Annotated in this window: 21 protein-coding genes and 1 pseudogene; 10 read left to right on the top strand and 12 right to left on the bottom strand. The window is 60.8% G+C overall.

Going from position 1 to position 23,581, the window contains the following annotated elements; all coding sequences use genetic code 11:
* Window positions 1-35: 35 nt before the first annotated feature.
* From psbE to SynRS9907_RS00890, 4 genes are read left to right on the top strand one after another with little or no spacing between them, the layout of a single operon-like run.
* Window positions 36-284, top strand: a complete 249-nt coding sequence (gene psbE, locus SynRS9907_RS00905) for a cytochrome b559 subunit alpha (RefSeq protein ID WP_006850675.1) — start codon at window positions 36-38, stop codon at window positions 282-284.
* A 3-nt stretch (window positions 285-287) separates the two neighbouring features.
* Window positions 288-428: a cytochrome b559 subunit beta gene (psbF, locus tag SynRS9907_RS00900; RefSeq protein WP_006851435.1), complete on the top strand. Its 141-nt coding sequence runs from the start codon at window positions 288-290 to the stop codon at window positions 426-428.
* Window positions 429-436: 8 nt separating this feature from the next.
* Window positions 437-556: a photosystem II reaction center protein L gene (locus SynRS9907_RS00895; RefSeq protein WP_006852026.1), complete on the top strand. Its 120-nt coding sequence runs from the start codon at window positions 437-439 to the stop codon at window positions 554-556.
* 10 nt (window positions 557-566) lie between these two features.
* Window positions 567-767 (top strand): photosystem II reaction center protein J, encoded by a 201-nt coding sequence (locus tag SynRS9907_RS00890; protein ID WP_011363231.1) that lies wholly within the window; start codon window positions 567-569, stop codon window positions 765-767.
* Window positions 768-866: 99 nt separating this feature from the next.
* Here SynRS9907_RS00890 and SynRS9907_RS00885 read toward each other — a convergent pair whose 3' ends face one another.
* From SynRS9907_RS00885 to SynRS9907_RS00855, 7 genes and pseudogenes are all read right to left on the bottom strand, one after another.
* Window positions 867-1,889: an NAD-dependent epimerase/dehydratase family protein gene (locus SynRS9907_RS00885; protein WP_188021527.1), complete on the bottom strand. Its 1,023-nt coding sequence runs from the start codon at window positions 1,887-1,889 to the stop codon at window positions 867-869.
* Complete coding sequence (locus SynRS9907_RS00880) at window positions 1,889-3,292, bottom strand: nucleotide sugar dehydrogenase (RefSeq protein WP_188021526.1); 1,404 nt, start codon at window positions 3,290-3,292, stop codon at window positions 1,889-1,891. Before SynRS9907_RS00880 ends, SynRS9907_RS00885 begins: the two co-directional genes overlap by 1 nt.
* Window positions 3,289-4,238, bottom strand: a pseudogene (locus SynRS9907_RS00875) (UDP-glucuronic acid decarboxylase family protein). Before SynRS9907_RS00875 ends, SynRS9907_RS00880 begins: the two are co-directional and overlap by 4 nt.
* Before the next feature lie 2 nt (window positions 4,239-4,240).
* Complete coding sequence (hisS, locus tag SynRS9907_RS00870) at window positions 4,241-5,533, bottom strand: histidine--tRNA ligase (RefSeq protein WP_188021525.1); 1,293 nt, start codon at window positions 5,531-5,533, stop codon at window positions 4,241-4,243.
* A gap of 51 nt (window positions 5,534-5,584) precedes the next feature.
* Entirely contained in the window at window positions 5,585-6,838 is a 1,254-nt protein-coding gene (locus SynRS9907_RS00865) for an HlyD family secretion protein (RefSeq protein WP_188021524.1), read from the bottom strand.
* On the bottom strand, window positions 6,838-9,768 hold the full coding sequence (locus SynRS9907_RS00860) for a peptidase domain-containing ABC transporter (protein ID WP_188021523.1): 2,931 nt from the start codon (window positions 9,766-9,768) through the stop codon (window positions 6,838-6,840). The genes SynRS9907_RS00865 and SynRS9907_RS00860 overlap by 1 nt, the downstream gene beginning before the upstream one ends.
* Window positions 9,768-10,550 (bottom strand): peptidylprolyl isomerase, encoded by a 783-nt coding sequence (locus SynRS9907_RS00855; RefSeq protein ID WP_188021522.1) that lies wholly within the window; start codon window positions 10,548-10,550, stop codon window positions 9,768-9,770. The genes SynRS9907_RS00860 and SynRS9907_RS00855 overlap by 1 nt, the downstream gene beginning before the upstream one ends.
* A 101-nt stretch (window positions 10,551-10,651) precedes the next feature.
* Here SynRS9907_RS00855 and galE point away from each other — a divergent pair, with 101 nt between their 5' ends.
* Window positions 10,652-11,686 (top strand): UDP-glucose 4-epimerase GalE, encoded by a 1,035-nt coding sequence (gene galE / locus SynRS9907_RS00850; RefSeq protein WP_188021521.1) that lies wholly within the window; start codon window positions 10,652-10,654, stop codon window positions 11,684-11,686.
* A complete protein-coding gene (gene selD, locus SynRS9907_RS00845) occupies window positions 11,683-13,710 on the top strand; it encodes a selenide, water dikinase SelD (RefSeq protein WP_188021520.1) in 2,028 nt (675 codons plus the stop codon). Before galE ends, selD begins: the two co-directional genes overlap by 4 nt.
* On the opposite strand, the gene SynRS9907_RS00840 is transcribed toward selD, so the two are convergent.
* Window positions 13,655-15,079, bottom strand: coding sequence for a hypothetical protein (locus tag SynRS9907_RS00840; RefSeq protein ID WP_188021519.1), 1,425 nt, complete (start codon window positions 15,077-15,079; stop codon window positions 13,655-13,657). The genes selD and SynRS9907_RS00840 overlap by 56 nt on opposite strands.
* Window positions 15,076-16,287: a CCA tRNA nucleotidyltransferase gene (locus SynRS9907_RS00835; RefSeq protein ID WP_188021518.1), complete on the bottom strand. Its 1,212-nt coding sequence runs from the start codon at window positions 16,285-16,287 to the stop codon at window positions 15,076-15,078. Before SynRS9907_RS00835 ends, SynRS9907_RS00840 begins: the two co-directional genes overlap by 4 nt.
* Before the next feature lie 18 nt (window positions 16,288-16,305).
* On the opposite strand from SynRS9907_RS00835, the gene SynRS9907_RS00830 reads away from it, so the two are divergent.
* Both SynRS9907_RS00830 and SynRS9907_RS00825 read left to right on the top strand, forming a co-directional pair.
* Window positions 16,306-17,319 (top strand): SIS domain-containing protein, encoded by a 1,014-nt coding sequence (locus tag SynRS9907_RS00830; RefSeq protein ID WP_188021517.1) that lies wholly within the window; start codon window positions 16,306-16,308, stop codon window positions 17,317-17,319.
* Complete coding sequence (locus tag SynRS9907_RS00825; RefSeq protein WP_188021516.1) at window positions 17,316-17,867, top strand: HAD family hydrolase; 552 nt, start codon at window positions 17,316-17,318, stop codon at window positions 17,865-17,867. The genes SynRS9907_RS00830 and SynRS9907_RS00825 overlap by 4 nt, the downstream gene beginning before the upstream one ends.
* 2 nt (window positions 17,868-17,869) lie before the next feature.
* On the opposite strand, the gene kdsB is transcribed toward SynRS9907_RS00825, so the two are convergent.
* The 3 genes from kdsB to SynRS9907_RS00810 are packed head-to-tail and all read right to left on the bottom strand — an operon-like array spanning window position 17,870 to window position 21,775.
* Window positions 17,870-18,649, bottom strand: coding sequence for a 3-deoxy-manno-octulosonate cytidylyltransferase (gene kdsB / locus SynRS9907_RS00820; RefSeq protein ID WP_188021515.1), 780 nt, complete (start codon window positions 18,647-18,649; stop codon window positions 17,870-17,872).
* Window positions 18,649-19,359, bottom strand: coding sequence for a hypothetical protein (locus tag SynRS9907_RS00815; RefSeq protein WP_188021514.1), 711 nt, complete (start codon window positions 19,357-19,359; stop codon window positions 18,649-18,651). Before SynRS9907_RS00815 ends, kdsB begins: the two co-directional genes overlap by 1 nt.
* A 25-nt stretch (window positions 19,360-19,384) precedes the next feature.
* Window positions 19,385-21,775 carry a UvrD-helicase domain-containing protein gene (locus SynRS9907_RS00810; RefSeq protein ID WP_188021513.1) on the bottom strand — a complete coding sequence of 797 codons (2,391 nt, stop codon included), beginning with the start codon at window positions 21,773-21,775 and terminating at the stop codon, window positions 19,385-19,387.
* A 44-nt stretch (window positions 21,776-21,819) separates the two neighbouring features.
* On the opposite strand from SynRS9907_RS00810, the gene SynRS9907_RS00805 reads away from it, so the two are divergent.
* Both SynRS9907_RS00805 and SynRS9907_RS00800 read left to right on the top strand, forming a co-directional pair.
* Window positions 21,820-22,689 (top strand): hypothetical protein, encoded by an 870-nt coding sequence (locus tag SynRS9907_RS00805; RefSeq protein ID WP_223157666.1) that lies wholly within the window; start codon window positions 21,820-21,822, stop codon window positions 22,687-22,689.
* A gap of 30 nt (window positions 22,690-22,719) precedes the next feature.
* Window positions 22,720-23,544 carry a sulfotransferase family protein gene (locus SynRS9907_RS00800; RefSeq protein ID WP_188021511.1) on the top strand — a complete coding sequence of 275 codons (825 nt, stop codon included), beginning with the start codon at window positions 22,720-22,722 and terminating at the stop codon, window positions 23,542-23,544.
* Window positions 23,545-23,581: the final 37 nt, after the last annotated feature.

Here is a 23,581-nt window from a genome sequence, read left to right as displayed (position 1 = left end):
CCTCCTAAGATCATCGTCCTGACACGCCCAACGCCATGGCCGCCGGCTCAACAGGAGAACGCCCGTTCTTCGAAATCATCACGAGCATCCGTTACTGGGTGATCCACGCCGTGACACTGCCTTCCATCTTTTTGGCAGGTTTCCTGTTCGTGTCCACCGGCCTGGCCTACGACGCCTTCGGAACACCTCGTCCCGATGCCTATTTCCAGGCTTCGGAAAGCAAAGCTCCTGTGGTGAGCCAGCGCTACGAGGGCAAATCTGAACTCGACATTCGTCTGAAATAAGTCATGACCCAAGCTCCTCCCGTCGCCACAACGCCACGCAACTATCCGATCTTCACGGTGCGTTGGCTGGCGTTGCACACCCTCGGGATCCCGACGGTGTTTTTCCTTGGCGCCCTTGCCGCGATGCAGTTCATCCGCCGCTGATCCAACCCATGGAACGCAATCCCAATCCCAACAACCTGCCGGTTGAACTCAACCGCACCAGCCTGTACCTGGGTCTGCTGTTTGTCTTCGTGACCGGCGTGCTCATGTCCAGCTACTTCTTCAACTGAGGATTATTCGATGAGCGGAAAAAAATCCCCATATCCCGACGGTCGTATTCCCGATCGCAATCCTGATGGCACACCAGCAGTGCCCTGGAGAAGCCGCTGGACCGAAGGCGTCCTTCCCCTCTGGCTGGTGGCCACTGCAGGTGGAATGGCCGTTCTGTTCGTTGTGGGTCTGTTCTTCTATGGCTCCTACACCGGTGTTGGTTCCGCTTGATCGGAAGCCATTCATTCAGCCAAAGCCCTCTGGTCTTTGACGAGGGGGCTTTTTTGATGCAACAACGCTGCGACGACGTTGCTGCCTGACGACAGGCGATCAGACGCCGTAGAAGGAGCGATACCAATCAGCAAAACGCTGCACACCGGTTTCGATCGGCGTTGAGGGCTTAAAGCCCACCCACGCCTCCAGAGCTGCGGTATTGGCTGCAGTTGCCACCACATCGCCCGGCTGCATGGGCTGGAAATCCTTCATGGCTTCGCAACCCAGGGCTTCCTCCATCACCTCGATGAAGCGCAGCAAAGGCGTGGGCTGGCTGTTGCCGATGTTGAACACCCGGTGCGGTGCCGCGGCCGTGGCGGGATCAGGGGCCAGGGGGTCGAAGTCGGGGTTTGCGGTGGCGGGTTTGTCGCAGCAGCGCAGCACCCCCTCCACGATGTCGTCGATGTAGGTGAAGTCGCGCTGCATCTGGCCGTGGTTGAACACCCGTATCGGGTTTCCCGCCAGGATCGCACTAGCGAACAACATCGGTGCCATGTCGGGCCGGCCCCAGGGGCCATACACGGTGAAAAAACGCAGGCCCGTGGCCGGCAGCCCATAGAGATGGCTATAGGTGTGGGCCATCAATTCGTTGGCCTTCTTGCTGGCGGCATAGAGGCTCACCGGGTGATTCACCGGTTGGCGCTCGTCGAAGGGCAGGTTGCGGTTGCCGCCATACACCGAGCTACTGGAGGCATACACCAGGTGTTCCACGCCGTTGTGGCGGCACCCCTCAAGGATGTGACCGAAGCCCACCAGGTTGCTCTGGATATAGGCCGCAGGGTTCTCAAGCGAGTAGCGGACGCCTGCCTGGGCGGCGAGATTCACCACCACCCGTGGCCGTTCGGTCGCGAACAGCCCAAGCAACGCCTCACCCTCTTCCAGGGCAATCTGCTCAAAACGCCAGGCACCGGCAGGGGCCATGGCCGCGATCGCCGCGAGGCGCGCCTGCTTGAGGGCGGGATCGTAATAGCTGTTGAGGTTGTCGATGCCCATCACGCGATCACCGCGCTGCAACAACCGCTGGCAGAGCGCTGCCCCAATGAAACCAGCAGCACCGGTGACCAGAAACGTCCGCGGCATTAACCCTCTCCATCCCCCACACGCCACAGGGTGAGGCCCGCGGCTCTCACCTGTTCGGGGTCCGCAACGGCCCGCGCATCAAAAACCCACGCCGGCTTGCGCATCCGAGCGGACAGAGCCTGCCAATTGAGATCCCTGTAGTGCTTCCACTCGGTAAGCACCAGAACGGCATCGGCCCCCGTCACGGCGTCCTCAACGCTGGCGGCCTGCGCCCAAGTGCCGGTTCCACTGAGGGCATCCGCCTGGGGTGCTGCGTCCTGCTGCAAGTCCCGAGCCATCTGACGGGCCTCCACCTTGGGATCGTGAATGGCCAATTGAGCACCCTCTTCCAGCAGATCGCGGCAGATGCGAATCGCCGGGGCCTCACGAGTGTCATTGGTGTCGGCCTTGAAGGCAAAACCAAGAATCGCCAGGCGCTTTCCGGTCACCGTGCCGAACAGTTTCTCGACCACCAACCGGGCAATGCGGTGCTGTTGCCAGGTGTTCAACGCCACCACACTCTCCCAGTAATCCGCCACCTCAGGCAGGCCGAAATGGCGGCAGAGATACACCAGGTTGAGGATGTCCTTCTGGAAACAGCTGCCACCGAAACCGGGGCCAGCATTGAGAAATTTCGGGCCGATCCGACTGTCGGTGCCAATGGCCCGGGCCACTTCGCGCACGTCCGCACCGCTGGCCTCACAAAACGCCGCGATCGAATTGATCGAACTGATCCGCTGCGCCAGGAAGGCATTGGCGGTGAGCTTCGAGAGCTCGCTGCTCCAGAGGTTGGTGCGCAGAATCTGCTGCTGAGGCACCCAGTGGGTGTAGATCGCGGCGAGGGCATCGATGGATGCCGGATCATCGCCACCGATCAACACCCGGTCCGGAGCCTCCAGATCACGAATAGCCGTTCCTTCCGCCAGAAATTCAGGATTGGAGAGCACGGAAAAGGTGCGCTGATTTTTCCCATCACTGGCTGCTTCAAGAATGGTTTTGATGGCGGCAGCCGTGCGCACGGGCAGGGTGCTCTTCTCCACCACGATCGTGTGTCCGGTGGCCGCCTGAGCCACCTCCCGGGCACAGGCTTCGACCCAGCGGAGATCACTGGCCTGTCCAGCCCCCAGCCCCTTGGTCTTGGTGGGCGTGTTCACCGAGATGAACACCATGTCTGCAGCGGCGATCGAGGCCGCCACATCGGTGGAGAAACTGAGATTGCGTCCCCGCGCCCTTTCCACCACACGGTCGAGCCCCGGTTCGTACACCGGCAATTGGCTGAGATCGGCATCGTTCCAAGCATCGATGCGCGCTTGGTTGATATCCACCACTTGCACCTCCAACTCAGGGCAGCGATCAGCGGTCACCGCCATGGTCGGACCGCCCACATACCCCGCACCGATGCAGCAGATCCGTTGAATGGTCACGTTCCGCAGCCGTCGGCAAGTTCGAGCAGATTACGGAAGGAGTCGATGGAGGGGGGGAGCCCCTGCTCCAGTGACACAGTCGACTGCCAATCGAGCTGCTGACGGGCGAGGTCAATCGCCGGCTGACGCTGTTGCGGATCATCCTCCGGCAAGGGTTTCTCCTCCAACTGCAGCTCCGGGTTGATCTGCATCCGCACGAGTTGGGCCAGCTGCCGGATCGTGAACTCTTCCGGATTGCCAAGGTTGATCGGGCCGCTGTGCTCACCATTCATCAGGCGGATCAACCCCTCAATCAGGTCACTGACGTAGCAGAACGAGCGAGTCTGGCTGCCATCGCCGTACAGCGTCAGCGGTTCGCCCCGCAAGGCCTGAACGATGAAATTGCTCACCACCCGGCCATCATCCAGGAGCATGCGCGGGCCATAGGTGTTGAAGATGCGCGCCACCCGCACCTCCACCCCATTCATGCGCTGGTAATCGAAACAGAGCGTTTCAGCGATGCGCTTGCCCTCGTCGTAACAACTGCGCACACCGATCGGATTCACAGACCCCCAATAACGCTCCGGCTGCGGATGCACCTCAGGATCGCCGTAGACCTCGCTGGTGCTGGCGAGCAGCAGCCGTGCCCCCACCCGCCTGGCCAAGCCCAGCATGTTGTAGGTCCCAAGAAAACTGGTCTTGGCCGTCTTAACCGGATTGAACTGGTAGTGAATCGGGGAAGCGGGACAAGCCAGATGCCAGATCCGGTCCACCTCCAGCTTGATCGGCTCGGTGACGTCGTGGCGGATGAGCTCGAACCGGGGATGCCCGATCCAGCGCGCAATATTGGCCTTGCGCCCGTGAAATAGTTGTCGAGACAGATCACCTCGTCGCCGGCCTCCATCAGGCGATCGATCAGGTGCGAACCAAGGAAGCCGGCACCGCCAGTGACGAGGTGGATCTGCATCCTCAGGGATTGAGTACTCGCTCCACGATCGCGGCCACTGGCGCGAGCGCAACGGTGAATTCTTCCGCCTGCTGCTGCAACGCCTTCAAGCGCACCTCACCGCGCTCAGCCTCGTCATCGCCAAGCACCAAAGCCCAACGCGCCCCGCTGCGATCCGCCCGTTTGAACTGCTTGCCGAAGGCGGAGCCGGATGCATCCAACTCCACCCGCAACCCAGCCGCCCGCAGGGCCCGTGCCAAGGCCAGAGCAGCAGGCTCGGCCTCCCCACCACGGTTCACCACGTACACATCGGGGGATGCCGCTGCGGTCAGCCGGGCGGCGACGCCCTGAGGATCGGCCTGCGCGGCGGCCTCCAGCACCAGCAGCAACCGTTCCATGCCAAGGGCCCAACCGATGGCAGGGGTCGGAGCTCCTCCCAACTGGGAAATCAAGCCGTCATAACGACCACCACCGCACACGGTGGCCTGGGCCCCGAGTTGATCACTTGTGATCTCAAAGGCCGTGTGGCTGTAGTAATCCAAACCCCGCACCAGCCGTGGATTGAGCCGGAAGGGAATTCCGAGGACAGTCAGCCCGTGCTGGACTTCTGCAAAACGCTCACGGCTGGCCTCACAAAGGGCATCCGCCAGAGTGGGGGCCTGTTCCAGCAGCGCCTGGGTGTCCTTGTTTTTGGAATCAAGAATGCGCAGCGGATTGGTGCTCAGCCGCGCCTGGGAATCGGGATCGAGAGCTTCAGACCGCTGCTCGAGCCAAGCCACCAGGGCAGTGCGGTAGGCCTGACGATCTTCGACCGTGCCGAGACTGTTCAGTTCCAAGTCCAAGCCACCCACACCGAGGCTGGCCAGCAGATCCCAGGCCAGCGCAATCACCTCAACATCGCTGCGGGCCCGCTCCGCCCCAAGCCACTCCACCCCGATCTGATGGAACTGCCGCTGCCGGCCCGCCTGGGGACGCTCGTAGCGAAACATAGGCCCGGCATACCAGAGCTTCTGGGCGCCCTGACTGAGCAAGCCATGCTGGAGGGCAGCACGCACCACCGATGCGGTGCCTTCTGGCCGCAAGGTGCAGGAGCGATCACCCCGGTCCTCAAAGCTGTACATCTCCTTGCCCACCACATCGGTGCCCTCGCCGATGCCGCGGCAAAACAAATCGGTCGTCTCCAGCAGCGGCGTGCGGATCTCACCGAACCCGGATCGCTGGAAGTGCTCCCGTGCCATGGCCTCCACGGCCTGCCAGCGCTGAAGCGCCTCCGGCAGCAGATCCACCATGCCCCTGAGGCTCTGGAGCTGACTCACGTGCGGGATGCGGGTACAGCGGCTCAGTCTGCCGGGTGACGAAGTATCCAATCAGAGACGCTGCAACGATTGCGCCTTGTCCTGGAACTCTCCCAGCAACAGCTGTAAGTAGGAAACCTTTCGCAGCTTGATATTTGCAGTGAGGCTCATGCCCACCTGCAAAGGCAACGAAGAGCCATTTTTGAGCTTCAATTGCTGGCTGTCAAGTTGGATCGTGACTGGAAAACTAAGTACCTGCCGCTGCTCCTGAGGGTCGGGCTCCAGGGCATCAGAACCGATTCGAGATACTTTCCCATTAAGCACCCCGAAATCAGTAGAGGGAAAGGAGTCAATACTGATATCGGCATTCATGCAAACATCTCGTTCCTCAGGACAACCGAAAGGAACCTTCACGAAACCGATCTTGTTGCTCGGCACCTCCACCTTGGCTTCCAGCGACCCCGTCGGCACCACCTTCATCACTGTCTGCGTTGACTGAGCAGTAAAACCTCGTGAGGTGGGCTTTAGGTCAAAGACCACACCATCCACTGGAGACTTCAACTGCTGATAGCGCAGAGTGACCTTGGTCTCCACCAATTTCCCATTTAAATCAGCGAGTTCCGACTTCAACTGGGCAGTCTGTTGATCAAGAAGAGCCATTTGACGCAGCCGATCAGCCTTGCTCTGCATCAGTCGGCCCTGAATTTCGGCAACAACGTTCTGCTGGCTGAGGTACTGCACTTCTGAAAAAGCACCAGCTGATTTCAACTGCTCATATCGCTTCAGAATTTCAGACTGAAGCTCGAGATTGTTCTCGAGCATCAGCACCTCCTCCTGATTCACCTGCATGGTGTTGTGTTTTTCCTCCTGCTTCAGCGTCAACTGTTCCCGCTTAAGTTTGATCGTTTTTTCCAGACTGAGACGCTGTTCCTCAGTTGCTTCAGTGTCCAGCTTCATCAACACCTGGCCGGCCTTTACTGAATCCCCCTCCTCAACGAGGATTTGGTCAGCGACACCACCCACGGGCATCTGAATGTCCTGCACAGAACCAACCGGTTCCAGCTGACCAGCGGCCACAACAATCTCCTCGGTCCGCGCAAGGGCCAGCCAGCCCACACCAAAAACAGTGGTACCGATCAAGGTCCATGTGACAGTGCGCATCCAGAAGCGCCCCTGCTGAAGAATCGACTCGTCGTAAGTGTCAAGTGCGGTTGCATCTTGCGGCGCGCTGGAATCAAAGCGGCGAAGAAAGTCGCGCGACGTTGCAATCAACCCGCCGGCCCCCTGCTTGACGAGATCCTGCACTTTCTGCGGGTTGATCTTCATCAGGAGCTCTCCTGTTGGCGATAAAGGGCGTAGTAGCGACCGCGATGCGTCATCAAGTCATCGTGTGTTCCCACTTCAACGACGGCTCCCTGATGAAGCATCACAATCATGTCGGCCTGACGGATGGTCGACAAACGGTGAGTGATAAAAAACACCGTCTGTTCATCCAGATTTTCCAGAAGGTTGTCGCAGACTTTCCGTTCTGTTTCGTAGTCGAGGGCACTGGTGGCCTCATCCATCACCAGAAGCTTTGGGTTACTCAGCAGGGTCCTTGCAATGGCAACTCTCTGTCGTTGACCTCCACTCAAAGCAGCACCCCGTTCACCCACAGGAGTGCTGTAACCACTGGGAAGATCCATGATGAAATCATGGGCATTGGCGAGGCGAGCGGCCTTCACGATCTCTTCACTTGACGCTTCAGGGTTGGTGAGCGCAATGTTTTCGCTCACGGTTCCGCTGAACAGCAGAGGATCTTGGGGAACGATACCGATCTGACGACGCAGGGAATAAAGCTCAACCTTTCCGATGTCGTAACCGTCGATCAGGATCCGACCTTCTTCAGGGTCATAGAGCCGGGGCAACAGCTTCATCAACGTGCTCTTGCCGCTGCCGCTCTGACCGACGATCCCTACAAACGTGCCGGAGGGAATCTCCAGATTCACATCCTTCAGTACTTGTGGCTGCCCGGGGCGAAAGCGGAACGACAAGCTCTCAAACCGCACCTCTCCCTGAAGCGGTGGGAGCATCACCTTGGACTTGTCGACCTCATCGGATTCTTCCGGTGTATCGATCACATCTGCAAGACGTTCAAAGCTGACGCGCAGTTCCTGGATGCTCTGCCAGATGGTGGAAAGACGTAGCAGCGGCTGGGTCACGTAACCGGAGATGATACGGAACGCGATTAGCTGACCAAGGGTCAGATCACCACTCAGCACCATCGAGGCACCGATCCAGAGCACCATCAGCTGAGAGATCTTCTGCAGCACCTGACTGGTCTGATTCAGGGCTGTGCCGGTGATCGTTTTCTCAAACGTGCGGGCGATGTACTGAGAGTAGAACTCCTGCCATCGCCAGCGGCTGACCATCTCCACGTTCTGAGCCTTCACGGTCTGGATGCCGGTGAGCACCTCCACGAGATGGCTCTGGGTCTTGGCGTTTTCTTCAGCAGCAGCACGGAACTGAAGGCGGAAGAGGGGTGCCCCCAAGATCGTTAGACCGATCTGAATCGGCAGAACGGAGAGGGCGATCAAGGTGAGCAGCCAGCTGTAGACCACCATCACCGCGATGTAGATCACCGAAAAAGCAGCATCCAGGATCGTGGTGAGGGCCTGACCAGTGAGGAAATTACGGATCTTCTCCAGTTCGGCCACACGAGTTCCCAGTTCACCCACAGGGCGACGGTCGAAGTAACCGAGGGGAAGACGCAACAGATGGTCGATCACCTCAGCACCGAGGCGCTGATCGATCCGGTTGGTGGTTTCAGCAAACAAGAAAGTCTTGAGGCTGCCGAGCACCCCCTCAAGAATGGTGACCACCACAAGGGCAATCCCCAACACCTGCAAAGTGTCCAAGCTGCGTTGACTGATCACCTTGTCGATGATCACCTGAATGAGCAACGGGTTGGCGAGAGTGAAGAGCTGAACCACGAAACTGGCCACCAACACTTGGATTAACACCCCGCGATAGCGCTTAAGAGCCGGCCAGAACCAACCTGGACCAAACTTCTGATCAGGAGTGGCGTTGGACCGCTCCATCAGCAGCAGCTCGATCCCTTCTGGAAACTGCTCGGCCAAATCGTCCGGGCCGATCATCACCAGGCCTTGCTTGGGCGAAGCCAACTTCAGCCCCTGCTCATTGCTGGCGATCACCAAAGCAAACCCACCCTGCCAAGGCAGCATGGAAGGCACCTGAAGTCGAGTTCCCGCTTCTGCCGGGACCCTGGCAGCCATCACATGCAATCCCAGGCTCGCAGCCAACTGGCCGCAGAGCTGAAGGTTGGGAGCAAGACCACGACGGAGGTTGTCCTGCAGGACTTTCTCAATTGAGTCCCGGCGGAACGGCAGCTTCATCAGCTGCGCCAACATCTGGAAGCAGGCGAGAGTTTCCTGAAGCGGACCATCAGCCCGGATCAAACGCAGGCTATCGACAACATTCCGCTCAGGACTAAAGCTACTTATGGGCGGCAGATCTTCTGCGTCCTGAATGGATGCAATTGGAAGGATCGATCCACTGCTTTGATCTTGATTATCTGCAGCTTTGTCTGATCCAGACGAGGCTGGCATGGAGACCAAACGCAACGAAAACTTTTCGCAAGGAGGCAGATCTGCCGAAGAGTGAACAGACTGACCAAATGTCAAGTCACCCCATGCACTGGTGACATAAAGCTTCTTTCCAGCAGCGAGGGCGACATCAACTTCAGCCGGATCAGGAGAGCAGCGCTGCGAATATTGAAGAGCATCTTCAAGCTTTTCAAGAGGGGAGCTGTCTGTCTCCGGGGTGTTCTGCTCAAGAGATTCCAACAACTTGAGCAGCTCCTGAGGCCAGAGCTGCTGATCACACCAGTGACGGAAAGAGGATTCGCCGGAGTAAAGCTCACACCAGAGTTGATCAGGAATAGCGGCGGCAATCACCTCCTCTGCCGCGATCACATTTTCGCAAGGGGCACCGCAAAGCATGCTGGCAGCACCGATAACACTGCCAGGGCCAAACTTGCCCACCGTGGTGAGGCGTCCGTTGTGGCGTCCAACCAATCTGGCCTGGCCTTGAAGGATGACGAGAATCCGAGCCGGGATGTCATTGGGGTCACACAGCTGCCCCCCAAGCTCGAAGCGAAATACCTTGCAGCTTCTCTCCAAAGAGGAAGCCCAGACATCAGACAAGCCGCAGAACGCGGGATGGTCCAGGAGTGGGAAAGACGATCTCTGGGTCATCAGGAGATGCTGAAATCGCTGAAATCGTTTGTCGGGACAGATTCCAATGGCTCAGACTCGAGGCGGCTCAAGCTTTTGGCAGTTTCTTCGCCGATCCAGATATCAAACATTTCTTGGCACATCTGGTCGGAAACCTCATCGGTGAACGTGGCTGGCGTGTAACGCTCCAAGCGAACCACTAGCCACCAGTCCGAGATACGAAAGGGTTCCAGCAACACGCCAGGCTGAGCGACTCGTAATTTCTCGACCAAGGTCGGATGCGCCTGAGTAAGGGAGACGGGACCCACAATTCCATTGGTGTTACGTTCCGGTCCCTCGGCATAGCGCTTCGCCAGATCAGCAAAGTTTGATTCGCCGGATTCGATCTGCAGGTACAGCTCGCGCGCCAGAAAGCTGTTCTCAAGACGCAGCAGGCTGTACACCACTTGATCCAACTCACTTTTCCGTTCCAGGAAACGCGCCTCCGCCTTGGCCGCAAAACGCTCGCGCACAAAACTCAAGCGAGCGATACCAAAGCAAAGACGGTCTAAAACCTGCTCCTCGCTTCGTCCAAGCTCCTCTAACAGCTCCGCCCACTGCTCGACTCCGTCGTAACCACGCTGTTGAAGCAAGCCAAGCCGTGCCTCTTCAATCTGTTGATCAGAGACCGCAACAGCAGCAACCGCCTCACGCGTCACCATCTGCTCCACAAGAGGATTGAGCAAATTGAACTTGTTGAGCAGGGCTCGACCTTCGGCACCAATCGCACGCTGCAACTCAGGAACTACCGTTCCGCTCTTCACTGATCCAAAGCAACGGGTAAACCTTAGGTTCAGACGCCCATGGATTCAGAATTTTTACAAATCAGCTGATCCATGGTCAGAACTCGAAGAGTGTTTAAGACATGACCAGACGCGTTCTAATCACGGGTGGAGCCGGTTTCATCGGTAGCCACACCTGTCTTGTGCTGCTAGAGCAGGGCCACGAACTCGTAGTTCTCGACAACTTCGACAACAGCTCCCCCGAAGCACTGAACCGGGTTCAAGAGCTGGCGGGGTCCAACGCCATCAAGCTGGTGGAAGGGGATGTGCGTGACCCCGATGCGGTCGACCATGCCTTCAGCGGCGGTACTCCCATCGATGGAGTGATCCACTTTGCGGGGCTCAAGGCGGTGGGGGAGTCCGTTGCTGATCCATTGCGGTACTGGGACGTGAACCTCAACGGCAGCCGTGTGCTGACCGCCGCCATGGAGCGGCACGACTGCCGCACGCTGGTGTTCAGCAGCACCTCCACGGTCTACGGCGAACCAGACACCTTCCCGCTGCGGGAAGACACCCGCACGGCTCCGATTCATCCCTACGCCCAGACGAAGCTGGCGGTGGAACAGATGCTGCAGGCCCTGGGGCGCACCGGAGCCTGGCGGATCGCCGCCCTGCGCTACTTCAATCCCGTGGGAGCCCATCCCAGTGGTCGCATTGGCGAGGACCCCCTGGGCATTCCCAACAACCTGTTCCCGTTCATCACGCAGGTGGCCGCAGGCCGCCGCGATCAACTGCGGGTGTTCGGTCAGGACTACCCCACGCCTGATGGAACAGGCATCCGGGATTACTTGCACGTGATGGACCTGGCAGACGCCCATGGCGTCACCCTGGACCACATCCTGAACCAACCGGCCCCCTGCCACTGCACGCTCAACATCGGCACCGGGCGGGGCCTGAGCGTGCTGGATGTGGTGCGTGGCTTCGAGGACGCCACAGGGATCAAGATTCCCTATGAGGTTGTGGAGCGACGTCCCGGAGATGTGCCTCGGCTGGAGGCCTGCCCAAGGCAAGCGCAGGCCACCCTCGGGTGGAGTGCACAACGCTCACTGCTCGACATGTGCCGCGATGGCTGGGCTTGGCAAAAGGCCAACCCCCAGGGGTACCGCACCGAAGCATGAACTCCGCAGGGCCGCTGCTGCTCGCCGGTGGCGGCCACAGCCATGCACTGCTGCTGAAGCGCTGGGCCATGCAGCCCCGCTTGCGGCCGGATCGACTGGTTGTGCTGATCAACCGCTGCTGCACTGCTTTGTATTCCGGGATGGTGCCGGGCTTGATCGCTGGGGTTTATCAGCGCGATGAGCTCGCCATCGACCTGCGCCAGCTGTGCGACCGGGCTGGTGTTGCCTTCATGGCCGCTGAAATTCAAGGCCTGGAGCCAGGCCAACAACTGCTGCATCTCCACGGCCGCCCGTCCCTCCACTACGGCTGGCTCAGCCTCAATGTGGGGGCCATCAGCCGCACCGGCGCGGCCGGCATCCCGATCAAGCCCTTGGAGCCCGCCCTCGCGTTTCTCGACCAGCAATCAGGCAGCGACCCACAACCTTTTCGAGTGATTGGCGCCGGAGCCGCCGGAGTGGAGGTGGTGCTGGCCCTGCGGCGCCGCTGGCCGCAGCGACCGCTGCAGCTTCAGGTGCGTCCTGGCCAACTACCCGATGCCTTGCAGCGAATCCTGCAAGACGCCCGGATCGCAGTGATCCAGAACGACGTGCCTTGGGAGGGGCCAAGTCTGCTCTGCACCGGCAGCCGCGGCCCAGCCTGGTTGGCCAACAGTGGCTTGCCCGTGAATGAGCAAGGTCGAGTGCAGACGGATCAGTATTTGCAGGTCAAAAGCACACCAAGGGTGTTCGCCAGCGGCGACTGCGGCGTGATCAGCGATGCGCCACGGGCCGCATCAGGGGTGTGGGCTGTGCGGGCAGCACGGCCCCTGGCCATCAATCTGGAGGCAGCCTGCCAAGACAAACCACTACGCCCCTGGCAGCCACAACGCCAGGCCCTGCAACTGATCGGCACCCATCAGAATGCTGCCTGGGCGCGATGGGGCCACTGGCGGCTGGGGTCATCCCCCCTGCTATGGCGCCTGAAACAACGCATCGACCACGCCTTTATGGCTGGTTTTCAACAACCGGCAGCGATGGACGCGGCAGCTCCAATGGCCTGCCGAGGTTGCGCGGCCAAATTGCCGGCCCAACCCTTGGCCGCAGCGCTGGAACGGGTGGAGCTAGGGGGCCAGCCCGAAGACGCGGCCCGTCTGCCTGGCCATCAGAACTTGCTGCAGAGCATGGATGGCTTTCCAGCTCTGGTGAGTGATCCCTGGCTCAATGGCCGCCTAACGGCCCTGCATGCCTGCTCGGACCTCTGGGCCTGCGGTGCTGCCGTCTCCAGTGCCATGACCACGATCACCCTGCCATTGGTTTCAGCCAAGGAACAGAAGGAGCTGCTGGTGCAGACCCTCGCCGGCATCCGTTCGGTGCTGGATGAACAGGGTGCGGAGCTCATTGGTGGCCACACGATGGAATCCCGCAGTGCCACCCCCGTGCCGGCAAGCCTCGGGGTGCAGATCACCCTCACGGTGAACGGCGACAGCCCTCAATCACCCTGGCTGAAATCAGGGCTGCAGCCCGGTGATGCCCTGCTGATCAGTCGCCCCCTGGGCACGGGTGTGCTGTTTGCCGGAGCCATGAGCGGCGCCACCAAGGCGGTTGATCTGGATGCTGCGCTTCAGACCATGACCTGCAGCCAGCACACGCTGCTTGAGCAGATCGAACCGATGCGCGACGGCATTCACGCCTGCACCGACATCACAGGGTTCGGCCTGCTCGGACATCTGGGCGAGATGCTGCAGAACAACCCAGGGCTCAACGTGCTGCTGGATGGATCGGCCATCCCGGCCTATCGCGGTGCAGTTGAGCTGTTCGAACGCAGCGTCTCCAGCAGCCTGGCCCCCTCCAACCGGAACGCCTGGCGCTGGCTGGAGGGGGCGGTTGAGCTGCAACAGCCTCCTTCAGCAGCCTTGCTGGAACTGCTGGTGGACCCGCAGACTTGCGGCCCACTGCTGCTGGCCTGCAGCAATGAAGCAGCGACGGAGCTCACTCAGAACGGCCCCTGGCTTCAGATCGGCAGCGCAAAAGCCGCGCATGGCTGAGGTCGGTGGCTTGCGGTTCACAGCGGAAACCCGCCTGCTCAACCTGCGATTGCATTGATCCGAGTTTGCGCTCCATGGCCAGCGGCGGCCCACTGCTGGCCAGCCAGAGCTGCTGCGGCTGATCGGGCCCCTGCAGCCGTCGCTTCAAATCCGCCTTTCCGCCCCAGGGCGATGACGGCACAGGAATCCGGCCCATTGCCGCCTCCATCCGGTCGCTCAGGTTGAACAATCGCGGGCGAGGGCTGTAACGCTCCTCCAAACCACTGGTGCGCTGGCTGATCAGACGGAACTGGTCCTGTTCCCGCACACCACCGACGCCGGCTTCGAGCTCTGAGAATCCTGGCCCCCACCAGCTGATCAACATCAGCCCCAGCCCCACCAGAACGCAGCCGCGGCCCAAACGATTGAGCTCCAAAGCAACGACCTGCACCGCCACCACAGGCACCAGAGCCGGCAGCAGCACGACGAAATAGCGGCTGAACGCCATCGGCTTCAGAAACGACACGGCAACAACCCCAAGAACCATCAACAGGGATGGCATCACCCCGCTTCGATCAAGCAGGGCTGCCTCCGGCCACGACAAACGGCGCAGCCCTCCCCAACGCCGCAGCACCACCAGCAACAGCAGAATCAAGCCCAATTTGGGCAACGGCCAGAGGCCCAGGCCGCGCGCCAACGTCTCCTCCAACAAGGCGTAATCCGGAGCACCGATCCAGCTACCCGCCCGATCGCTGAACAGGTAATTCGCGGCGTAGGCCATCCAGGCCAAGGCCGGGAGGGCACCGATCAGGGCAGCGGCTGCAAGGGTCCAGCGGCGCTGCCAGCCATCCCAAGCCGCGGCCGCCAGCACCAGAAACAACCCATAGAAATGGGTGAGCCCGGCCAGCCCAGCCACGGCGCCATAGGCCATGGGACGCCCCGAACGGCGCCACCACCAGGCCAGGGCCAGCAGCAGCACCAACAGGGCATAGCTCTTGCCCTCGATCGCAAAACGGATCGGATAAGGACTGCAAAAGACCAAGAGTGCCGCAACCGCTCCCACCCTGGCCCGAGTGCCCGACTGACCAAGGGCCATCGCCTGACGAACCATCACCAGGCCACCAGCGAGATACGCCAGCCAGGACAACAAACGCAGGCTGACCGGGGTTTGGCCCACCAGGTGCCCCCAGAGCCAGAGCAGGCCGTAGTAGGCCGGGGGATGGGTGTCCTCCCGCAGCATCGCCAGCAGGCTGCCGAAGCTGGGCTGAAAACTCTTGCCGACGCTGTACAGCTCATCGCTCCACAGCGCTGTGGCATCGATCAACAGCAATGCCCTGAGGCCAAAAGCCAGACAAAGGACCACCACCAGCACAATCCAGCTGGGTTTCATCGGCTCCAGTCCTGAGCTGCGCTGCGCTGCCGACGCAACTCCGCACCGATCGCCGGCCCGGACTGCCAGCCTGCGGCGATCAGGTCACGCGCCGTTTGTGGCGCTTGAATCCGCCGCCAGCGGCCCCACCAACGCAGCAGGGGCTTCCATTGCTTCGGCTTCAGGGTCACCACCAGGGCCACCACCTCCGGAGGCCAACCCTGTTGTTCGATGGCCGTTGACCAGACTGAAGGAGTGGCCTCCAAAGGTGGGGGTGAATCAACCAGCCAGTCGCGCAGTTCCCTGCACTGCTGCAGCCATTGCCGATGCTTCGCAGGAATCTGCAAGCGTTGCGCGACCGCGACTGGGTCCGCTGCTCCCAGAAGAAAAGTGGGCATCAGGGGAAGACCCAGACGTTGGGCCCAGTTCAGCCGCTGCGTGCGGCGTGGATCGTTCTGAAGCTGCGGGTCCAACAGCGGCAGTGCCTGCCACTGCTCCAAAAGATCCAACGCTTGGGGCCAAGGTTCCCGCTCCAGCAGCCGCTCCAACTCCATCCGCAGCCGTGTTGCCAGGGCAGGCGGTGCCGCCGCGGCGGGATCTCCCTGACGCCAGGCCCATGGCCACTGATCCATGGTGCTGCCGATCTGCTCGCTGCTCTCCTGAGCAAGCTGGAAACCGAGCCGAGCCGCATAGCGGGCGGCCCGAATCACCCGGGTGGGGTCGTCCTGAACACTGCAGGCGTGCAGAAACCGCAACTGACCCGATTCCAGGTCCTCCGAACCATGGTGGAGATCGATCAGCTCACCGGCCACCAGATCAAAGGCCATGGCATTGACCGTGAAATCGCGGCGGGCAAGGTCAGCCTGAAGGGTTCCCGCCTGCACCACGGGATTCTCAGCCGGGGCGGGGTAGGACTCCTGCCGCGCCGTCGCCAGATCCAGCGGGATGTCATCCAGCTGCAACGCCACCGTGCCGAAGGCCCCGTGCTCCTGCACACCGCTGATGCGTTCGGAACCGACCTGACGGCACAGTTCCGCCACAAGCGCGGCGGCATCTCCCTCCACCACCCAGTCCAGATCAGGAACACCCGACCAGGCACGGCCGTAGCGCTGATGCAGCAGCTGATCGCGCACAACGCCGCCCACCAGGGCCAAACGTGAGATGCCGAGAGCTCGAGCCGCTCCCTGCAACGCCTCCAGAACAGAAGACGGCACACCTGGAAGATCCATTGCGGGGCTTGCAGGAGAATGCGTCGATCATCACGGATCCTGTCCTTGTCCGCTCTCACCCGCTGCCTTGAGGAGGAAGCCTCAGCGATCGCCTCTGCTGCTGAACGCTTGAGCAGCGAGCAGGTGGAAGCAGCCCTAGCCCTGCTGGAGCGCTGTGCAGATCGCAAGGCCAAGCTCGTGATCACAGGTGTGGGCAAAAGCGGCATCGTGGCCCGCAAGATCGCAGCCACCTTCTCTTCGATCGGGCTCATGGCCCTGTTCCTCAATCCCACTGACGCCCTCCACGGCGATCTAGGGGTGGTGGCCGCTGAGGACGTCTGCCTGCTGCTGTCCAACAGCGGCGAAACCACCGAACTGCTGGAGGTGCTCCCCCACCTCACCCGACGCGGAACCGGGCGGATTGCCATCGTTGGACGGGCTGACTCCTCCTTGGCCCGCGGCAGTGACGTGGTGCTGGAAGCCGGTGTGGACCGTGAAGTGTGTCCCCTGAACCTGGCTCCCACCGCCAGCACCGCGGTGGCCATGGCGATCGGCGACGCCCTTGCAGCGGTGTGGATGGAACGGCGCGGCATCTCACCGGCGGATTTCGCCCTGAATCACCCCGCCGGATCGCTGGGCAAGCAGCTGACCCTGACGGCCGCCGACCTGATGGTGCCCGCCAGCCAACTGCACCCCCTGCAACCCAACACCCCCTTGCCCGAGGTGATCGGCGGGCTGACGCGCGATGGCATCGGCAGTGGATGGGTCGAAAACCCAGACAGCCCTGGAAGCCTGCTCGGCATCCTCACGGATGGCGATCTCCGCCGGGCCCTGCAGGATCACGGTGCTGAAACCTGGAGCCAACTGACGGCCAAAGATCTGATGACCGCCGATCCGATCACAGTGAACGCCGATGTTCTGGTGGTGAAAGCCCTGGCTCAGATGGAACACAACCGACGGAAACCGATCTCTGTACTGCCCGTGGTGAATCAGGAGCAACAACTGATGGGCCTGCTGCGCCTGCATGATCTTGTTCAGGCCGGACTTGCGTGAAGAGGCTGCGCTGGTGGTTATTGCGGCATCGCCTGAAGTCGATTCAGCTGCTCGTGCTGGACGTGGATGGTGTGCTGACCGATGGAGGCCTCTGGTTTGATGCCGAAGGCCACTTGAGCAAGCGCTTCGATGTGCGCGATGGTCTCGGGATCCGCCTGCTGCAACAGGCGGGGCTTCAGATCGCCTTTCTCAGTGGTGGCCAGGGAGGCGCGACAGAGGTGCGGGCCAGGCAACTGGGGATCAGCCACTGCCTTGTGGGCATCAAGGACAAACCGGCTGCCCTCACGGCCCTGCAACAGCAACTGGGGGTGAGCGGCGCGCAAACGGCGTTTGTGGGCGATGACCTCAACGACCTAGCGGTTCGGCCAGTGGTTGGTCTGCTGTTCGCCCCCGCCGATGCCTGTCGCCCCGTCAGGCACGGTGCCGATGCCGTGCTCCGCCGGCGAGGTGGCCATGGAGCCGTCCGTGAGCTGGCGGAGCGCATGCTCCAAGGGCGTGGCCGCTGGAACCACCTGCGTCGCGACGGCTGGAAAGACCGCAACGATTGAGTTCAGACCATCGCCCGGGCCTGCTCCAGCTGCTCAGCGGTATCCACCGAGAGCGATGTGCCCTGGACCCGGAAGGTGGCAATGGTGAGGCCCGCCTCAATCAGCCGCAGCTGCTCGAGCCGTTCCAAATCCTCCAGTGGAGAAGCGGGCAGCTGATCCCAGGCGGCCAACACATCTCCCCGGAAGCCATACATGCCCACATGGCCCCAATACGTGGTGTGCTGATGCCACTCCGCCTCAGCCACATCACGCACATGGGGGATGGCGGAGCGGGAGAAGTAGAGGGCGCGGCCGTCGTGGGCCAGCAGGGTCTTGACGACGTTGGGGTTGTGCACCGAGTCGGGCTTCAGCCCATACACAGGGGTCACCACGGCGGGCACTGGGGCCTGGCTTTGAAATTCCTCGGCCATGGCGTCGATCACAGCAGGATCGATGAACGGTTGATCGCCTTGCACGTTGATGACGGCAGTTTCTTCTGCAACAGGCGCCGCTTCTCCCCAGGCCAAGGCCATAAGCGGGTGGGCCACGGATGCGATGCGCTCACTGCCGGAGTTGCAGGATTCTGCCGTCATCAACACCGGGAAGCCCCAGCCCTCGGCCAAGGCCTTCAACTCAGAACTATCGGTGCACAGCACAACCGCTTCGACACGTTGGGCCTCACGGCAGCGTTCCAGCACACGCTGAATCATCGGCTTGCCACCGATGTCGGCCAGCACCTTGTTGGGCAGTCGAGACGACTGGAGCCTGGCCGGAACGGCCACCACACACTTGCGAATCGCCATCAATCCCAGAGCTTCATTGCATCGTCACGGGCGCTGAACCATTCAGCGGCCAAGGGGCCACCCATGGTGCGCTGTTCGCGGAACCAGGGGCCTCCGAGCGTCCAGTGCAGCATCGGGGAGCTCTGTTCTGAGTCCGGAGGAGCCTGCACATCCACCAGATGGTTCCAGCCCCCCTGAATGGCACCGATCTCGTGATCACCCTCGAGCCAGTGGAAGCGGTGCAACTCCAGCCCCGTTGCCGTGTTCACGTAGTCGGGCGTGAGCTTGGTGCAGCGGCTGCAGTTGAGCAACATCAGGGAGCTCCAGTTCTTCTTCGGATAAGCGCTCTGGACTTCACCGAGGAATTTCACGGTCTCTCCGGGCACGTGCTCGTGCTGCACGCACATGGCGCAGTAGGCGTCATCACGCTGATCCCACAGCGCCTTGATGTCAGCCCGGCAGAGCATGTCGCAATCCATGAACAGAGCCCAGCCCTGGTAGCCCATCAGGTACGGCACCAAAAACCGGGTGAAGGAAAACGCCGTGCTCTGTTTGGGGTCTCGTTCGCGGCGAAACAATCCCTGAGCCTCCAGCTGAGGCGTCACCAGCGGCGTGATCGCCAGAGGAACACTGCTGGTCTGATAAAGGCTGTCGATCAGAACATTGGTCGCCGCCCGCTCTCTGGGGTCGTAGCCGATAAAAATTGGAATCGGCTGACTGGTGGTCGACACAGGCCGTCGATGGCTGGTGAGGAGATTAAGCGGTGGTCACGGGCTCGATCGGCGCCAGACGCGGATCAAGGATCTTGGGACCCATCCCGGCGAACTTGACCGCGATCGATACCTTCTCGCCGCTGCCGAAGGTGTGGGTGATTTCGCCAACCCCGAAACTGGCGTGGATCACCTGATCTCCAACTTGCCAGCTGCGTCCGGGAGCTGGGCCAGCCTGACGGCGACGCACAGCATTGGCAGGAGCCGATGACGGCTTGTCGCGGTCCACACGGGTGAGCCGGTCAAGGCGCCGCTCACGCCGTAGCGCTGCACCACCGGTCTGGGGGATATCTCCCTGAATCAGAGCTTCCGGCAGCTCGGACAAAAAGACCGATGGCACGGCCGCTTCGCGCATGCCGCCCCAGAGGCGACGCTCACAGGCATGGGACAGGAACAACCGTTCCTTGGCTCGCGTAATGCCGACATAACAGAGACGGCGCTCCTCCTCCAGGGAGGCCGGGTCGTCCAGGGATCGGTAGCTGGGGAACAATCCCTGCTCCAGGCCCACCAGGCACACCACAGGAAACTCGAGGCCCTTGCTGCTGTGCAGCGTCATCAGGGTGACGCGATCGGCCGCCGTGTCCTTGTTGTCGGCATCGCTGGACAGGGCCGCCGTGGCCAGAAATCCCTCCAGATCGCCCTCGTCGTTTTCCTCCTGGTATTGCAGAGCCGCATTCACCAGTTCCTGCAGGTTGCGGCGGCGCTCCTCCGCCTCATCGGTGCCATCAGCAATCAATTCACTGACGTAGCCGCTCTTCTCCATCACCTGCTGAATCAGCTCGGATGGCGCCACGTCACGGCTGCGAGCTTTCAAGTCGTTCACCAGGTCACAGAACTGCAGGAGACCCTTGGCCGAACGGCCGCCGAGGGAACGCACCGCTTCGGGATCACTCACCACATCCCAGAGCGGAATCCCCAGCTGATTGGCCGCATCGGTGAGGCGCTGAATCGTGGTCTTGCCGATGCCGCGCTTCGGCACATTGATCACCCGCAACAGACTGACCGTGTCGGCCGGATTCACCAGCAGCCGCAAATAGGCCAGCAGATCCTTAATTTCCCGACGGTCGTAGAAGCGCAACCCTCCCACCACGATGTAGGGGATGCCCCAGCGCACCAGGGATTCTTCGATCGCGCGGGACTGGGCATTGGTGCGATACAGCACGGCCATATCACCCCAGCTCAGCTCGGGGTTGGCGGCTTCCATCGTGCGGAAGCGATGCACCACGGCTTCCGCCTCGGCAATCTCATCGTCACAGCGGGTGAGGGTGATCAGCTCTCCCTCTCCTCGCGTGGGACGGAGAACCTTGTCGATCCGCTCGCTGTTGTTGGCGATCAGAGCATTCGCCGCCTCAAGAATCGTGGCGGTGGAGCGGTAGTTCTCCTCCAGCTTCACCATCGTTCGGGTGGAGTCATCCGGCGCCTGATCACCGAAGTCGTCCTGGAACCCCATCAGGATCGTGAAGTCAGCTGCACGGAAGCTGTAGATGCTTTGGTCGGCGTCACCGACCACAAAGACAGAACGGCCTGACCAGTCCTCAACATCCTGAGGATCTTTGCCATCGGTGACCAACAACTTGATCAGGTCGTACTGGGTTCGGTTGGTGTCCTGGTACTCGTCCACCAGGACATGACGAAAACGTCGGTGCCAGTAACTGCGCACCTGCTCGTTCTGCTGGAGCAACTGAACCGGCAGCAGCAACAGATCGTCGAAATCCAAGGCGTTGTTGGCCGCCAACGCTTTGCGATAACGCCGATAGACATCGGCCGTGAGCTTGCCCCGCTGGCCTTCCGCATTCGCTTCAAGCTGGTCCGGCAGCCATCCCTGGTTCTTGGCATTGCTGATGGCCCAGCGGGTCTTTTTGGGCTCGAACCGCTTGGGATCCAGCTGCAGCTCCTGAGTCACGATCTCCTTGACCAGGCTCTGGGCATCGGCCTCGTCGTAGATCGAAAACTGCTTGGTCCAGGTGAGTCCTTCCGCGTCCTTGAACTTGTCGATGTCGTAGCGGAGCATCCGCGCGAACAGGGCATGGAAGGTGCCGATCCACAGCTCCTTGGTCACCTCCCTGTAAATGCGTGAGCGCAGCTGACGCTGCTCCACTGGAGGCAGGGTGCTCCAGGGCTGGCCGTACTGGCTCTGGGCCAAACGTTGTGCCAGAAGAACCTCAAGCCGCTCCTTCATCTCGCGGGCGGCTTTGTTGGTGAAGGTCACCGCCAGGATTTGGGCGGGATCGGCACCGTGCTCCCCGATCAGGTGAGCGATCCGATGGGTGAGGGCACGCGTTTTGCCACTGCCAGCTCCAGCCACCACCAGCAGGGGCCCCTCGTGATGGTCCACCGCCCGTCGTTGGGCGTCGTTAAGGCCGGCCAAAAAGCTCATGGATGGAGATTAGTGGTGCTTAGATGCCTCCAACGCAGCTGCGGATGACTGGCGAGGTCTCGATGCCATCCCCTGAAGGGTCACAGCGCGCGCTTCTCGTTCCGGCTCCACCGAAATGTGCCAGTCAGACCCTCGCGGCCTTGCTGAGCAATCACCTTGATGCGCCGGTTGTGCGCCACAAAACCACCAAGGGATTCGGACACCTGCTCCTGAACGTTCCAGAGCTTGGGCGCCGCGAACGTTGGATGCGCAGGATCCGGTTTCACCAACCGCACAAACGCCTCTTGGTTTACGGGCATTACCCGGCCTCCCACCACAACCTCAAGCAGCTCAAGCGGCGCTACAGCACAGCCGCGGTGGTGATGCCCGTGCGCCCCCTCGGCGCCTTGTTGTGCTCCCTGATTCACCACACCCGACGCAAGAGCTACGGCCCCCTTGACCTCCGCTGTCCAGGACTCACGGATGGCATCCCAAACCTCCATCAGCGCTCAGAAAGCGATTTGTTCCACCTCCTGGGCATCCTCTATCTCCCCCAGATTCATCTGCTGATTCGCAGCTGGATCGAAGCAACAAAGACAAGTAAGTTCCCTCTCTTTTTTGTGCCTTTCGAAAGCATCACTGGAGCCCAAAGCGACTTGCTCGCCAAGATCAACTCAATGCTGCCCGTGGACTACCAAAGCGCTGTAGATCCCAACGGGAAAAACAACACAGTCAAGGTCAACATGTCAACAACTCGGAAAATAAAAATCGGCGACATCGGCTTCAACCAACGCGAATCCATCGAGGCGATCGCAACAAAGCTGTTCGGCTGCGACGACAGCCTGGGCGCCCTCCTGCCCTACCTGCTCTCCGACCTCCACTCTCCTGAAAGAGATTGCGTCACCCCTCTGGCCTGGAACTTCAACAGCCATTAGTAAAGTCAACACTCAGCAATCCGACGTTTCTTGCCCTTCTCTCGCACCCAGAAACGTATCCGCAGAGAGTTGCGAGAGCAGCGAGCCCTCCTAAGCCTGGCCATCGAGCGCAAGACGTTAAAGATCAAACGCGACAATCTCGATCGCGTCGTGTTTTACCCAGAACACAACATTGCTTTCAATAGAATCGCTAAAAGCGGCAATTCATCCGTCATTCTTTACCTGGATGAAGCCATCAGAGGCCCAAGCAGCCATCAAAACGACTACAAGCAAGCCAAACGAAGTGCCATGGGCACAGGCAAAAGCCTGGTTGAAATGTCCAGGACCAAACAAGACCGTGCAAGCCTGAAAAGGGCCGCATTTTTTACGGTCGTTCGCAATCCCTGGACGCGGACACTTTCCGCATTTCTCGACAAAATCGCCAACGGCCCTCAAGACAAATACGGATCCATTCCAGGATTTGGCGACAACAGCAAAGCCGGCTTCGAAGCCTTCATCACCTTCCTCGAAAGCGGCGGACTGCATGTCAACCACCACTGGAAACCACAGAACGATGCGTTACTCCTGCCCGCATCCCAGTTCAAAAGCATTTGCAGGCTTGAACATCTCTCAACTGAACTTCCCAATGCCCTGGCCGAATCAGGCTTAACGCTGCCCAATTCCGAGCAGCTGCAACAACCGCACCGTATTGAAAGCAACCAGCACAGCAAACTCACCCAAGCCTCCAGCAAGCTGTCGCGCTACTACAGCCCTACAACCATCCAGGCTGTGGCGAATCTCTATACCGCCGACTTCAAGCTTGGGAGCTACAGCCTGGACCCCCGCAGCATCGGCTTAAGTCTCCAGAGCAGCTAAAGGAAGGCGGGTAGGCTCGCGCGATCCGGAAGAACGC

The sequence above is a fragment of the Synechococcus sp. RS9907 genome, assembly GCF_014279615.1.
Classification (GTDB): domain Bacteria; phylum Cyanobacteriota; class Cyanobacteriia; order PCC-6307; family Cyanobiaceae; genus Parasynechococcus.
The sequence above is the reverse complement of the archived record's forward strand: the minus strand, read 5'-3'. Positions and strand labels throughout refer to the sequence as shown.